At 67.2% G+C, this 13,584-nt stretch carries 12 protein-coding genes and 1 tRNA gene; 7 read left to right on the plus strand and 6 right to left on the minus strand.

What is annotated here, in order from left to right; translation table 11 throughout:
- The first annotated feature begins 24 nt into the window (after positions 1-24).
- A complete protein-coding gene (locus MKI84_RS15520) occupies positions 25-1,707 on the plus strand; it encodes an EAL domain-containing protein (protein ID WP_241621004.1) in 1,683 nt (560 codons plus the stop codon).
- Here MKI84_RS15520 and cobF read toward each other — a convergent pair.
- The 4 genes from cobF to aroA are packed head-to-tail and all read right to left on the minus strand — an operon-like array spanning position 1,634 to position 4,855.
- Positions 1,634-2,428, minus strand: coding sequence for a precorrin-6A synthase (deacetylating) (gene cobF / locus MKI84_RS15525; protein ID WP_241621006.1), 795 nt, complete (start codon positions 2,426-2,428; stop codon positions 1,634-1,636). The genes MKI84_RS15520 and cobF overlap by 74 nt on opposite strands.
- A complete protein-coding gene (locus MKI84_RS15530) occupies positions 2,428-2,820 on the minus strand; it encodes a carboxymuconolactone decarboxylase family protein (RefSeq protein ID WP_241621008.1) in 393 nt (130 codons plus the stop codon). The genes cobF and MKI84_RS15530 overlap by 1 nt, the downstream gene beginning before the upstream one ends.
- The gene (gene cmk, locus MKI84_RS15535) at positions 2,817-3,458 is read right to left on the minus strand and encodes a (d)CMP kinase (protein WP_241621010.1); all 642 of its coding nucleotides are present in this window, start codon (positions 3,456-3,458) and stop codon (positions 2,817-2,819) included. Before cmk ends, MKI84_RS15530 begins: the two co-directional genes overlap by 4 nt.
- Positions 3,455-4,855 (minus strand): 3-phosphoshikimate 1-carboxyvinyltransferase, encoded by a 1,401-nt coding sequence (gene aroA, locus MKI84_RS15540; RefSeq protein WP_241621013.1) that lies wholly within the window; start codon positions 4,853-4,855, stop codon positions 3,455-3,457. Before aroA ends, cmk begins: the two co-directional genes overlap by 4 nt.
- Positions 4,856-5,022: 167 nt before the next feature.
- On the opposite strand from aroA, the gene MKI84_RS15545 reads away from it, so the two are divergent.
- From MKI84_RS15545 to MKI84_RS15555, 3 genes are all read left to right on the plus strand, one after another.
- Positions 5,023-5,424 (plus strand): TIGR02300 family protein, encoded by a 402-nt coding sequence (locus tag MKI84_RS15545; RefSeq protein ID WP_241621015.1) that lies wholly within the window; start codon positions 5,023-5,025, stop codon positions 5,422-5,424.
- Between the two features lie 164 nt (positions 5,425-5,588).
- A tRNA-Ala gene (locus MKI84_RS15550) sits at positions 5,589-5,664 on the plus strand.
- 151 nt (positions 5,665-5,815) lie between these two features.
- On the plus strand, positions 5,816-6,550 hold the full coding sequence (locus tag MKI84_RS15555) for an AbiU2 domain-containing protein (protein ID WP_241621017.1): 735 nt from the start codon (positions 5,816-5,818) through the stop codon (positions 6,548-6,550).
- A gap of 151 nt (positions 6,551-6,701) precedes the next feature.
- Here the strand turns inward: MKI84_RS15555 and MKI84_RS15560 are convergent, their stop codons facing one another.
- Together MKI84_RS15560 and MKI84_RS15565 are read right to left on the minus strand one after the other, a co-directional pair.
- The gene (locus MKI84_RS15560) at positions 6,702-7,751 is read right to left on the minus strand and encodes a glycosyltransferase (RefSeq protein ID WP_241621018.1); all 1,050 of its coding nucleotides are present in this window, start codon (positions 7,749-7,751) and stop codon (positions 6,702-6,704) included.
- A 444-nt stretch (positions 7,752-8,195) separates the two neighbouring features.
- The gene (locus MKI84_RS15565) at positions 8,196-9,509 is read right to left on the minus strand and encodes a UDP-glucose dehydrogenase family protein (protein WP_241621020.1); all 1,314 of its coding nucleotides are present in this window, start codon (positions 9,507-9,509) and stop codon (positions 8,196-8,198) included.
- Between the two features lie 437 nt (positions 9,510-9,946).
- Here MKI84_RS15565 and MKI84_RS15570 point away from each other — a divergent pair, with 437 nt between their 5' ends.
- The 3 genes from MKI84_RS15570 (at position 9,947) to yfdV (ending at position 13,534) form a co-directional block, all read left to right on the plus strand.
- The gene (locus tag MKI84_RS15570; RefSeq protein WP_241621023.1) at positions 9,947-11,101 is read left to right on the plus strand and encodes a helix-turn-helix transcriptional regulator; all 1,155 of its coding nucleotides are present in this window, start codon (positions 9,947-9,949) and stop codon (positions 11,099-11,101) included.
- Positions 11,102-11,235: 134 nt separating this feature from the next.
- Positions 11,236-12,375, plus strand: coding sequence for a cupin domain-containing protein (locus tag MKI84_RS15575; RefSeq protein WP_241621025.1), 1,140 nt, complete (start codon positions 11,236-11,238; stop codon positions 12,373-12,375).
- A 202-nt stretch (positions 12,376-12,577) separates the two neighbouring features.
- A complete protein-coding gene (gene yfdV / locus MKI84_RS15580) occupies positions 12,578-13,534 on the plus strand; it encodes a transporter YfdV (RefSeq protein WP_241621026.1) in 957 nt (318 codons plus the stop codon).
- The last annotated feature ends 50 nt before the right edge of the window (positions 13,535-13,584 follow it).

Consider the following 13,584-nt stretch of genomic DNA (forward strand, 5'->3'; position numbering starts at 1 on the left):
GCAAAACGCTGGTTTCGGCGCATCTTGCGTGGGCGGCTGCTCAACGTGACGGGCGGCATCCGGCCAAAGCGTCTGCGTGCCCTCGGCCTGAGCGCTCTGCTGGCTCTCGCGGGCTCGGTTCCCGCCGCGGTGGGCGCGGTCTACTTGTCCTGGCGCGTCGACACGGCGGGCCAGCGGGCGACGCTGGCCACCACCGCGCAGGCGGTGATCCAACACACCGGGGACATCTACAGCTCGGCCACGGCGGCCCTGCGCTCCATGGCCGCCACCGATTATGCGCCCTGCTCGGACCAGCATATCCGGCACATGCGCCAGCTCATGGTGAGCTCGCCGATCACGGTCGGCGTCGCCTATGTTCATGACGGCGTGTTTCGCTGTTCGGCCTTCGGGCTTTTCGACGATCAGCGCCGCCAGAGCGCGCCCGACGTCACGCGTCCCGACGGCGTCAGCATCCATATCGGCGTGCAGTCCCGCTTCGCGCCGCAGGTCGATGTGATCGCGCTGGGGTTCGGCGACCATGCCATCCTCATCGATCCCTCGCTGCTGCTCGGCTACGCGATCGCGCCCGGAATTTCGGTGATGCTGCTGGCCGATGACGGACAGCTCATCGCCGCCCGCGACCGGGACGCCGCCATCAATGTCCAGACGCTGGCGTCGCGCGAGGGAACGGGCACCGAGAACGACGTCAATTATGCCGTCGTCCGGCAGGACGGGTGGACGGTGATCGCCACGGAACCGGCGATCGGCCTGACGGCCTATGTCCGCGCCGAAAGCCCGATGCTGCTGTGGCTGGTGGTGATCATCACCGCCTGCAGCGGCAGCGTGATCTTCTGGCTGACCCGCCGGCGGCATTCGGCGCTGAGCGAGCTGGCCGCGGCGGTCCGCCACCGCGAATTCGTGGTTCATTACCAGCCCATCATCGAGCTGGAGACCGGGCGCTGCATCGGCGCGGAGGCTCTGGTGCGCTGGCGCCGCCCCGACGGCACCATGGCGCGGCCCGACGAGTTCATCCCGCTCGCCGAGACCTCCGGCCTGATCAGGCCGATCACCGATCAGGTCATCGAACGGGTGGTGTTCGATCTCAACCAGATGCTGGTCGCGAACCGCTCGCTCCATGTCACGATCAATCTGTGTGCCGAAGACATCAGCACCGGGCGCTTCCTGCCGGTGCTGGCCGCCGCGCTGGACCACACCGGCATCTGGCCCGAGCAGATCCTGCTGGAGGCCACCGAGCGCGGCTTCATCGATGTCGAGGGCGCGCGGCGGACGCTGATCGAAGCGCGGCGCATCGGCCACGGCACCGCGATCGACGATTTCGGCACCGGCTATTCCAGCCTGCAATATCTCCAGACCCTGCCGCTCAACGCGCTCAAGATCGACAAGAGCTTCGTCGACACCATCGGCAGGGGCGCGGCGACCAGTTCGGTGACCCCGCACATCATCGACATGGCGAAGACGCTCAACCTGCTGATCGTCGCGGAGGGCGTCGAACGGCAGGACCAGGCCGATTACCTCAACGAACGCGGCGTGGAGCTGGCGCAGGGCTGGCTGTTCGCCAAGCCGCTGCCGCCGGAGGGGTTCATCGCCTTCTACCAGCAGCGCCAGCAGCGATTCGGTGCCGCGCCGGTCCGCATCAAGGACAGCCCGCGCCGTCCGGCGTCGAGGCTGGCGGCAGGTGCGCCGGCCGCACCAGCCACACATCCATGATCCAGCCCTTGCGCGCCCGCGCTTCGGCGCGCCGCGCCAAGATGGTCTCGCCCACCTCGCTCAGCCGCCCGGCCGCCAGCATCTGGTCGGGCGATCCGAGATAGGCGCCCCACCAGATGTCGAGCACGTCGCCGCGCTCCATCAGCGCGCGCAGCCCCGATCCGTCATCCAGCATGGCGACCAGCGTGGCGTCGGGCCGCAGATCGTCGAGGCCGCGCCGCCCCGTCGTTATCACCACCGGATCGCCGATCATGTTGAGCACGATGCCGTGCGCGGCGGTCAGCGCCTGCACCGCGCTGATGCCGGCAAACACCTCGGTCTCGAACGCCACCGTCCCTGCCGCCCGCACCATGTCGAGAAGGCGCAAGGTGGAATCGTAGAGCGCCGGGTCGCCCCAGACCAGGAAGGCGCCGGTGCCGTCCTCGGGCAGTTCGCGCGCGATCATCTCGCCCACCAGCGCCGCGCGCGCCGCGTGCCAGTCGGCGACGCCCGCCTTGTACGGGCCGGATGCGTCGCGCTTCGGGCTGGCGGCGCGGGCAATGCGGTAGGGTCCGCGCATATGCCGGGCGAGCAGTTCCTCGCGCAGCCGCACGAGTTCGGCGGCCGCTTCCCCCTTGTCCAGCAGGAAGAAGACCTCCGCCCGGTTCATCGCCGCGACCGCCTGAAAGGTCAGGTGATCGGGATTGCCGACACCGATGCCGATGACCAGCAGGCGGCGCATCACAGGCCGTCGCGGGCGGCGAACACGTCCTTGGCGATGAGCAGCGCATCGAGCGCCGCGGGAAAGCCGGCATAGAGCGCCATCTGCATGATGGTCTCGACCACTTCCTCGCGGGTGGCCCCGACATTCAGCGCCGAACCGATATGCACCTCCAGCTCGCGCTGGGCATGGCCGAGCGCCACCAGCCCGGCCACGGTCGCCAGCATGCGGGTGCGCAGGTCGAGGCCGGGGCGCGAATAGACGTCGCCATAGCCGAACTCGAAGATGTAGCGCGCGAAATCGGGCGCGATGTCGGCCAGCGCCGCCATCACCTTCTCGCCGCTCTGGCCGGTGATCTCCTTCAGCCGCGCCCGGCCGCGCGCCAGCCGCTCGCTCTCCGCTTCCTCGGTCATGTCCGGCTCTCCCTTTCCTGGCGCGCCGCCTCGACGATGGCCAGCGCCGCCTGCCAGCTCTGGTCGCGATCCAGCGCGCTGTTGTCGAGCAGCACCGCGTCGGGCGCCCGCACCAGCGGCGCGCTGGCACGGCCGGAATCGCGCGCGTCGCGCCGGCGGATATCCGCCAGCACCTCGTCATAGCTCGCCGTCTCGCCCCGGCCGACGAACTCGCGGTAGCGCCGCTCGGCCCGCACCTCGGGGCTGGCGGTGACGAAGATCTTCACCTGCGCCTCCGGTGCGATCACCGTGGCGATGTCGCGCCCGTCCAGCACCGCCCCGCCGGGCTGGCGGGCGAAATCCTGCTGAAGCCGGAGCAGCGCGGCGCGCACCTGTGGCACCGCCGCGACCTTGGAGGCCGCCTCGCCCACCGGCCCGGCCTTCAGCGCCTCGGCATCGAGCGCGGCGACATCCAGTCCGGCGGCGATTTCGCCCAGCGCGTCGGCGTCGTCGAAGGCGACACCGCGCGCCAGCGCCGCCGCCCCGACCGCGCGATAGAGCAGGCCGGTATCGAGATGCGGCAGCCCGTAATGGGCGGCCAGCCGGCGCGCCAGCGTGCCCTTGCCCGAGGCGGCCGGGCCGTCGATGGCGATGGTCATGAGGCCGGCGTCTCCTCGATCACCGCGCCGAGCGCCCGCATGATCGGCGTGAAGGCGGGGAAGCTTGTGGCGACGAAGCTGATGTCGTCGATGGTCACCGGCTGCTCGCTCGCCAGCCCCATCACCAGGAAGCTCATGGCGATGCGATGGTCCATATGGGTCGCGACTGGCCCCGCGCCGGGCACCACGCCGCGGCCCTCGACGATCAGATCGTCCCCCTCGATGCGATGCACGACGCCCGTGGCTTCAAGCCCGGCCGCCACCACCGCCAGCCGATCGGATTCCTTGACCCGCAATTCGGACAGCCCGCGCATCCGCGTCGTGCCCTGCGCGAAGCCGGCCGCCACCGCCAGAACCGGATATTCGTCGATCATCGAGGGCGCGCGCTCGGCCGGCACCACGACGCCCGTCAGCGAGGCATGCCGCACATGCAGGTCCGCGACGCTCTCGCCGCCCTCGATGCGCTCGTTCAGCAGCGTGATGTCCGCGCCCATCTCCTTCAGCGTCGTGAGCAGGCCGGTGCGCAGAGGATTGGTCATCACACCCTCGATCACGATGTCGGAGCCCGGCACGATGAGCGCGGCGACCAGCGGAAACGCGGCGGAAGACGGATCGGATGGCACGCGCACCGGCGCCGGCTTGAGTTCGGGCCGCCCCTTGAGCGTGACCTTGCGGCCATGCTCGCCATAGGGCTCGACCCGCACATCGGCGCCGAAATGGGCCAGCATGCGCTCGGTATGGTCGCGGCTCGCCTCTTTCTCGATCACCGTGGTCTCGCCCGGCGCGCCGAGGCCGGCGAGCAGCACGGCGGACTTGATCTGCGCCGAGGCCACCGGGCTCTCATAGATGATCGGCATCAGGTCGCGCGGGCCCTTGAGCGTGACCGGCAGGCGCCCGCCCTCGGCGGCGTCCAGAACCTCGACACCCATCTGCTCCAGCGGATCGAGAATGCGGCGCATCGGGCGGCGGCGCAGGCTGGCATCGCCGTCGAAGGTGGCGATGATCGGGTTGCCGGCCACCACGCCCATCATCAGCCGGGAGCCGGTGCCGGCATTGCCGAAATCGAGCGGCCCCTCGGGGCTGCGCAGTCCACCGACGCCCACGCCCTTGACCCGCCATTCGCCCTCGCCGACCCGCTCCACCACCGCGCCGAGCGCGGCGCAGGCCTTGGCGGTATTCAGCACGTCCTCGCCTTCCAGCAGGCCGGAGATGCGGGTCTCGCCGACAGTGAGCGTGCCGAAGATGAGCGCGCGGTGCGAGACCGACTTGTCGCCCGGCACGCGGGCCCGGCCCTTCAGCGGACCCGAGCGACGCGCCAGCGCCGGAACCGGCGCGCCGGCTCCGTGAGCGGGAGGAGCCGCGGTCTGAGCCGTGGACGGCGAAAGCGTGTCGGTCATGCGATCGGGCCTCTTTTCGGTGGTCGGGCGATGGGCAGGTTTGTCGCGGCGCTTCCTACCATGAGCCCGTCAATGTCGCCACGCCATGCGATTGCGTCTTGACTCCGCCAAACTCGCGGTTCAATGGGAGCCTCCCTTCAATCACCACCTTCCGAGGTTACGAAACAGTGGTGAAATCCGAACTCGGCACCAAGCGCATCTGTCCCGTCACCGGGCGGAAGTTTTACGACCTAAACAAGGATCCGGTGATCTCGCCCTATACCGGCCAGATCGTCCCGATCACCGCTCCCGTAACCCGCGGGCGCGCCGAACCGGCACGCGCCTCCGTCGTCGAGACGGAGACCGAGGCGGAGGAGACGCCCGACGTCGAGCTGGTCTCGCTGGAGGACGCCGACGAGGAAGCCGCCGGCACCCCCACCAAGGCGGCGCCGACGGATGACGACATCGAGATCGACGACGAGGTCGATAGCGACGACGACGACGACACCTTCCTCGAAGAAGACGAGGATGGCGACGACGACGTTACCGACCTGATCGGCGACGGCCTCGAGGACGACGAGGAGAGCTGACGGCTGTGGAGAGAATTTCCCTCTTTCACGAGAGGGGTTGCAGTCTCTCCCGCCATGTGCTTTACGACCGTCCGCACCGGCTGATGCCGGCGCGACAAGCCGGGTGAGACACCCAAGGCGACGAACCGCTCCGGCGGGGAAGCGCCCGCCCGGCGACCCCCGGTGGGGCCATAGCTCAGTTGGGAGAGCGCTTGAATGGCATTCAAGAGGTCGGCGGTTCGATTCCGCCTGGCTCCACCAAATCTCCCCCGACAAGTCAGATAGACCGGCGACACGCGGCGCTCAGTGCCCGACATCGCGCTCCGATCAGCCCCATCGGACTCAGGGGATTTCGTCGCCACCTCCCCGGATGCTCTCATCGCCCGCGAGCCGATTTGATTCGGGTGACAGGATGGCGAAGAAACGCAGGCCGGTTCGGATCACGAATGTCGAGGCGCTGCGCCGGCTTGAGCGCATGGCGCCGCTGATCCTGGAGGACGTGCAGATCGCACTTGCCGCCGGGACATCGCTCGCCGCCGCGAATGATCTCGTGACCGCTACCGCGAACACGGCGCGGCCGGGCGCTGTGGTCTATCGCACCATCCAGCAGAGCCTGACGCTAAGCCTCGCCACATCGCTCGCCCGGCTCTTTGATCACGGCACCCTCAGCCGTCACCCGAACACGCGCGATGTGGCCTCGCTCCCGCTCATGGTGCGGCTGCTCAAGCAGAAGCGAAACCAGGGCGCGCTGATCAAGCGCGCGCGGCGATGGACGCCGATGCAGCCGGATCTGGAGGACATGCACGTCGCGGCTTGCATGACGGCCATTGAAGGCGCGATCGCCCGCTATGACGTCTTCGCGAGGTCCCGCGAGGGCAAGGCCATCCTGGGGCGACTGAAGAGATTCCGGGATGGGCGGCTCGCTCATGCCCTGATGGAGGAGACACGCGACGCTCAGCCGCTCTACCATCACCTCTTCGGCCTCACGGCCGTGGCACGGGGCGTCGCAAGCTCCGCCGCGCTGGCGATCAAAGGGCGATCGCCAAGCCTGACCGCCGTCGAGAGCATCTGGCGGCGGCACGCCGAACTATTCTGGGCGGCGGCATTGGATCACGACGGGGAGCGCGCTGGCTCTGCGCAAAACTGACGAAGACCGCTTCGCCGGCCCGGGCGCCCCATTCAACGCGGCGTAATCCACCGCCCCTCGCTCGATTTCGTTTCCGGGCGACACGCCTCCCATCGGCGTCGTCCATGCCGACCCTGACGCCCCCACGGCGTCGCGGATCGGCTCGGGCGCGTTACGCCAGGCCGGCGCGATAGAGGTCGCTCAGCGCGGCGCGCTGGCGGTCCTTGGAGCAGATGTCGCGGATATTGCCGATCATGTCGTAGGTGCCGGAGCGGGCGTCCGGCGAATCAACCCAGGCCCCGAGCCGTTCCGCCGCCGCCGCCGGCGAATCGACCAGCGCGTCGGCGGGCAGGTCGAAGCCGGAAAAGGCCGAGATATTCCGCACGATGATCGGCCGCCCCAGCGCCGCCGCCTCGATCACCGTCATCGGGAACCCCTCCCACGCCGCGACGTGCAGATAGAGGTCGCATTCGGCGAGATAGGCGTGGGCCTCGGCATGGTTCACCCAGCCGGTGACATGGACGCCGGCCGCCTTCAGCGCCGCCGTCATCTGCTCATCGCCGCCGCCGACCCAAGTGAAGGTGAATTTGTCGCGCACCCCCGCCGGCAGCCGCTTCAGGATCTGCAGCAGGAAGCCGGGGTCCTTCTGCGGGCACAGGCGGCCCATGCTGACCACATGGGCGTGGCCGTCATTCTCGAAATGCCGGATCGGGCCATGGTCGAAATCGGTGGTGTTGGGGATGAAGACGCTGCGGGTGCGCGGATTCATGCGCTGCGCCAGCTCCACCTCCTTGAGGCTCACACCGGCGAAGGCGGCCGAGCGCGAGCTCAGCATCTTCTCAGCCACGAAATAGATGCCTCGCAGCGCCGGATTGGCACTGCGGCGATGGAAGCTAAAGCCGTGGGGGGAGTAGACCAGCCGCGAGGGGTCGATACCCGCCATCCGGCCATAGACGCCGGCAAAGCTGGAATGAAGGTGCACGAAATCCGGCTCGACCTCCTCCACCTTGCGGCGAATGTCGATCACCGCGCCGACAAAGCCGCGCCGCATGCCCGAAATCGAGGAAAACCGGGCAGAAAGGTCCTTGGACAGCGGCTGGTCCTGCCGTTCGCAAACCAGCAGGTGATGGTCGATCTCGGGTGTGCTGTCCGCAAACGAATAGAGTGAAGATACGATACCGCCGCCGAACGCTTCACTGACATGAAGTACCTTACAGGGCATAGATGGGCGTCCCAAAAATACAAATTTCGCAATAATTCGACGGGTGCAGCCAAAATGCGCTGCGCCGTCCTCCACCATACCGGTCTTCGCGCTTGCAGCAAAGATTTCGCCGCGCCTCACTGGCCCCGATGCCTCATTTTTCCGGCGGCCGATGGGGCGGCATGGTCAGTTTGCGGTATCGAGGCCTCGTCTGTCCAACGGCCCGCGCGGCTGAACGAGGTGGGCCGGCCCACAGGCGCGGAGGTTTCAAGGACAGATCGGCCGCCTTGTGCGCCGGCATTCGGACCGTACGTTCGGCCCGTCGCCAAGGCAATCGCCGACCCTATGCGGCCGCGCGCATCGCCGGCACGGCCTGAATTGGCGGCTCAAAACGCACTCGCCCCCCGCGGCGGGCCGCGAGGGGCGAGGATCGGCAGGATCGAGGCCCGCGACGGGCCGGAGTGATCAGGCGCCGGCGCGGCCGATGCTGACATAGCGGAAGCCGTGGCGCGCCATGTCTTCCGGCTGGTAGATGTTGCGCAGGTCGACGAGGACCGGATCGGCCACGCCGTCCTTAAGCCGCGGCAGGTCGAGCGCGCGGAACTGGTCCCATTCGGTGACGATGACGATGCAGTGCGCATCGGCCGCCGCCTCATAGGCGCTCTCGGCATAGGCGATGTTGGTCGGCAGCAGCGGCTTGGCCTGCTCCATGCCCACCGGGTCATAAGCGCTCACCTTGGCCCCCGCATCCTGCAGCGCCTGGATGATGGAGATGGAGGGCGCCTCGCGCATGTCGTCGGTGTTCGGCTTGAAGGTCAGGCCGAGCACGGCGACCTTCTTGCCATAGAGGTCGCCGCCCACCGCGCGCAGCACCTTGCGGGCCATGGCGCGCTTGCGCTGGTCGTTGATCGCCACCGTGGTCTCGATCAGCCGCACCGGGCTGTCATTGTCCTGCGCGGTCTTCACCAGAGCGAGCGTGTCCTTGGGGAAGCACGAGCCGCCATAGCCGGGGCCGGCATGCAGGAATTTCGAGCCGATGCGGTTGTCCGCGCCGATGCCGCGCGCCACCTGCTGCACGTCCGCCCCGACCTTCTCGCACAGGTCCGCGATCTCGTTGATGAAGGTGATCTTCATCGCGAGGAAGGCGTTGGCGGAGTATTTGATGAGCTCGGCGGTGCGGCGGTCGGTGAAGATCAGCGGCGAGGCATTGAGGAACAGCGGCCGATAGACATCGGTCATCACCGCCTTGGCGCGCTCGTCCGTGGTGCCGATGACGATGCGGTCCGGGCGCTTGAAATCGCCGATCGCCGCGCCCTCGCGCAGGAATTCCGGGTTGGAGACCACCGCGACATCCGCCGCCGGATTGGCCTCGCGCATCAGGCGTTCCACCTCGTCGCCGGTGCCCACCGGCACGGTCGACTTGTCGACCACCACGGTGAAGCCCTTCACCGCCGCTGCGATTTCGCGGGCCGCGCCATAGACATAGCTCAGGTCTGCATGGCCGTCGCCGCGCCGGGAGGGCGTGCCCACCGCAATGAACACCGCATCCGCCTCGCCCACCGGGCCGGCGAGATCGGTGGTGAAGGACAGGCGCTGCTCGCGCACGTTCTTGGCCACGAGATCGTCGAGGCCGGGCTCGTAGATGGGAAGCCGGCCGCTGTTGAGCGCGTCGATCTTCGAGGCGTCCTTGTCGACGCAGATGACCTGATGACCGAAGTCGGCAAAGCAAACACCAGATACCAGCCCGACATAGCCCGAGCCGATCATGACGATCTTCATTAAATACGCCCCCGAGACAAATGCATTTCGTGCAAAAAGTTGTCTGACCCCAAAACAATGGTCACCCGACAAAACCACTGCCACGCCGTTTTTGCAACGCGGTAGGCAACGGAATGGCACGCGGCGCGACGGATTGTCCGGCCCGTCTTGCGCCCGTGCAACGACCCCGTTCCGCGGAGGTGCACGCGCGGGGAGGCCCGGCACGCGCTACGCGGGAACTTATTCAATGAGTTCTAAATATCCGCGAAAGAAATAAGCGTCGACACCACACGAACATCGCGGTGCATTGAGGCATATCTCATATGGGATACAGAACATAATTCGAGTTGATGGGTATTCGCTGGAAATTATGCCGTGTCTTGAACGCATTGCATGGTGGACAGAACGGCGGCCTTGCGGCAGTCTTGCTGGAGGTATCCCCAGAACGAGATCGAGCCGTGCTTACCTTTAGTAATGCCGTCTACCGTATTTACCAAGCGACTCTGAGCCCGCAGCACTGGCTGGACGCCTTGGACGGAGTGGCCTCGCTCTGCGATTCGGATGGCAGCTTCATCACCGCGAGAGGCGGGACGGACTGGGTGATGGTGCTCAACTCCACCTCTCTCGACCAGGCGATGAAGGCGGTGCGCACCTCGCCCTGGATGGCGCGCAACATCTGGCTGGAGCGGCTCAACGAGGCGGCCTACAGGGTCGGCGACGTCTACCGCGATCAGGATGTCGCCACCCCCGAGGAGATCGAAACCCACCCGTTCTATGTTGATTTCCTGCCCAGCGTCGGCCTTGGCTGGAACATGGCCGCCATCATCCATTCCGATTTCGGCGCGCCCACCGGGCTGCTGGTGCAGCGCGCCCGCGAAAAGGGTCCCTATACCCGCGCCGAGATGGACGCGCTGCAGCGGCTGTCGCGCCATGTCGAACAGTCGCTGCGCATTTCCGCGCGCCTCGTCGACGGGCAGTCCTTGAACGACACCTTGACCCGCACGCTGGATTCGCTGGACCGCCCGACCTTCATTCTCGACCCGGAGCAGCGGCCGGTGCACATCAACCGGCAGGCTCTCGGCCTGATGGGGCGCTATTTCACCGAGGAGGATGGCCGGCTGGTACCGGTGGCCGAGCGCGAGCGCGCGGTCTTCAGCGCGGCGGTCCGCAGCGCGCTCGGCGATGCCGACGACCAGAAGGAAGGCCCCCAGCCGATCACACTGTCGACGCCGACCGGCGAGGCGCCGCTGGTGGCGTGGATCCTGCCGCTGGTCGGCGCCTCCGCGGACCGGATCGGCGCGGTGCCGCGCGGGGAGCGGGTCGTGGTGCTGGTGCAGACACTCAATGGCGAGCGCAGCATCGACCCGACCGTGATCCGCAACGTGTTCGGTCTCACGCTCGGCGAGGCCCGGCTGGCGGCGCAACTGGGGGCGGGGCACAGCCTGCGCCAGTCAGCCGCCGAGCTCGGCATCACGGAAGGAACCGCGCGGGTGGTTCTCAAGCGTGTGTTTCAGAAAATGGGCGTGCAACGCCAGTCTCAATTGGTCGCGAACCTTGTCATGTTCGGTGGGACCGGACGGCGAGCGGCGGATCCGGTGGAGACGTCGGAATAGTCTCAATGTCGATCGCGAGCCACATCTCGCGTCGATCTTGAAAGACGGCGCGAGCGGCGCGGGTTTTCCAGGAAAACCCGTCACGGGCCGTCCATGTCCTGAATTTTTATTTGGTTTATCCAGTAGAGGTCGCCATGAGCAACACGCCGAATCCGCAACCGATCCGGGGCAGCAAGGGCGCCGACATCGTCGGTCCGCGAAACCTCGTGGTCGAGGCTCAGAACCCCGACATCTTCCTGCCGCCGGCCACCGACAATGGCGGCATCCCCAATCTCAAATTCCCCTTCGCCATGGCGCACAACCGGCTGGAGGATGGCGGCTGGGCCCGCGAGGTCACGCAGCGCGAAATGGGCTCGCTCAAGGAACTGGCCATCGTCAACATGCGCCTGCCCGCCGGCGTGGTGCGCGAGCTGCATTGGCACAAGGAAGCCGAGTGGGCCTATGTGCTGAAGGGCCGGGTGCGCTTCTACCTGATCGACGACCAGCGCCAGACCCTGATCGAGGACCTTGAGCCCGGCGATTTGTGGCTCGCCCCGGCCGGCTTCCCGCACGCGATCCAGGGCCTCGAGGAAGGCACCGAATTCGTCCTCGTGTTCAACGACGGCAATTTCTCCGAGAACCAGACCCTGCTGGTGACCGAACTGTTCGCCCACACCCCCCGCGAGGTTCTGGCGAAGAATTTCGGCGTCCCGGTCGAGGCGTTCGAGGGCATCCCGGCCTCGGAGAAGTACATCTTCCGCCAGCCGGTGCCGCCGCCGCTCGAACAGGTGCGCTCGGAGCTGGGCGCGGTTTCCTTCACCGACAAATATGTGTTCCGCGCCTCGAAGGTCGCGCCGACCCCCTATCCGGGCGGCGCGACCACGGTGGTCGATTCGCACAGCTTCGGCGTCACCAATCTCGCCGCGCTGTTCATCGACCTCGAACCGGGCGGCATGCGCGAGATCCACTGGCACCCGGACGCGGACGAAATCCAGTACTACATCAGCGGCAAGGCCCGCATGACCGTGTTCGACGCGGTGAGCAACGCACGGACCTTCGATTTCGTGGCCGGCGACGTGGGCTACGTCCCCAAGACGCTCGCCCATTACATCGAGAACACCGGCGACGAGCCGGTGCGCGTGCTCAATGTGTTCCACACCGCCGAGTACCGGGACGTCTCGCTCAACAACTGGCTCGCGCTGACGCCGCGCCATCTGGTGGAGGGGCATCTCGATATCGGCGATCCGCTCATGTCCTCGCTCCGCGCCACCCGCCAACCCGTGGTCAAGGGCTAGCGCCCCGCAACGGGCGGATGTCCCCATCGGATGTCCGCCCCGTGCACCTTTCCTGAACGAGGTTCGGTATAAATTGCGGTATCACGCGGGGTAAGACCGGCGTGATACCGGCGCGACGGTCGCCACAGATTTCGCATTTCGAGTTTCCGGCATCCTGGATGCGGCACTCAGAACATAAGGGGGAGCGGACATGGAAGAATTCATGTCGAAGATGCTGGTGTCGGACCTGATACCGATCATTGCCGTGATGGCCCTGGGCTATGCCGCCGGCAAGCGCAACGTGTTTCAGGAAGACCAGGCCCGCGTCCTGAACAAGCTGGTGCTCGACTTCGCGCTGCCAGCGGCACTGTTCGTCTCGATCGTGAAGGCCGACCGCGCCATGCTGGTCGAGAACGCGACGCTCAGCGCCATCTCGCTGGTGGGCCTCGTGTTCCTGTTCATGCTCTCCTATTTCACGCTGCAATGGTTCTTCAAGCGCTCCAAGGCGGAAGGCGCGGTCTGCGCGCTGATCGCCGGCTCGCCGACCATCGGCTTCCTCGGCTATGCCGTGCTCGATCCGCTCTACGGCACCGGCGTCGAGACCGGGCTGGTGATCGCCATCGTGGCCATCGTGGTCAACGCCGTGACCATCCCGATCGGCCTGTATCTGCTCAATGCCGGCGGCGGCGGCGAGAAGACCGCCGATGGCGCCCCCCACGGCAACGCGCTGCTGGCGGCGATGAAGGAGCCGGTGGTGTGGGTGCCGGTGCTCGCCGTGGCGCTGGTGGTGATCGGCGTGCGCGTTCCCGATCAGTTCGACCCGACCTTCAACCTGCTGGCGCAGGCCAATTCCAGCGTCGCGGTGTTCGCCGCCGGCCTCACCCTCTCGGCCTACAAGATCGAGCTGGACTGGGAAGTGGCCTACAACACCGCCTTCAAGCTGATCCTGATGCCGGGCGTGTTCCTGCTCGCCGGCTGGGCCTGCGGCCTCGACGCGACGATCCTGCAGATGCTGGTGCTGAGCGTCGCCCTGCCGCCGGCCTTCTCGGGCATCATCATTTCCAGCCGCTTCCAGGTCTACACCCGGACCGGCACCTCGACGCTGGCGGTCTGCGTGCTCGGCTTCATCGTCGCCGCGCCGTTCTGGGTCTATCTCGCCCGGATGGTGGGCGGAAGCTGATACCGGCCGGCCACCCGCCCGACATGGGTGGCGTGGCCGGCCGCCTCTGC

The sequence above is a fragment of the Ancylobacter gelatini genome (assembly GCF_022601675.1).
GTDB classification, from domain to species: Bacteria; Pseudomonadota; Alphaproteobacteria; order Rhizobiales; family Xanthobacteraceae; genus Ancylobacter; species Ancylobacter gelatini.

What these genes read in the sequence shown, in the direction of transcription:
- cobF (WP_241621006.1), bottom strand. Translation starts at nt 2,428, where the DNA reads ATGCGCCGCCTGCTGGTCATCGGCATCGGTGTCGGCAATCCCGATCAC.
- MKI84_RS15530 (WP_241621008.1), bottom strand. Translation starts at nt 2,820, where the DNA reads ATGACCGAGGAAGCGGAGAGCGAGCGGCTGGCGCGCGGCCGGGCGCGG.
- cmk (WP_241621010.1), bottom strand. Translation starts at nt 3,458, where the DNA reads ATGACCATCGCCATCGACGGCCCGGCCGCCTCGGGCAAGGGCACGCTG.
- aroA (WP_241621013.1), bottom strand. Translation starts at nt 4,855, where the DNA reads ATGACCGACACGCTTTCGCCGTCCACGGCTCAGACCGCGGCTCCTCCC.
- MKI84_RS15555 (WP_241621017.1), top strand. Translation starts at nt 5,816, where the DNA reads ATGGCGAAGAAACGCAGGCCGGTTCGGATCACGAATGTCGAGGCGCTG.
- MKI84_RS15560 (WP_241621018.1), bottom strand. Translation starts at nt 7,751, where the DNA reads ATGCCCTGTAAGGTACTTCATGTCAGTGAAGCGTTCGGCGGCGGTATC.
- MKI84_RS15565 (WP_241621020.1), bottom strand. Translation starts at nt 9,509, where the DNA reads ATGAAGATCGTCATGATCGGCTCGGGCTATGTCGGGCTGGTATCTGGT.
- MKI84_RS15575 (WP_241621025.1), top strand. Translation starts at nt 11,236, where the DNA reads ATGAGCAACACGCCGAATCCGCAACCGATCCGGGGCAGCAAGGGCGCC.
- yfdV (WP_241621026.1), top strand. Translation starts at nt 12,578, where the DNA reads ATGTCGAAGATGCTGGTGTCGGACCTGATACCGATCATTGCCGTGATG.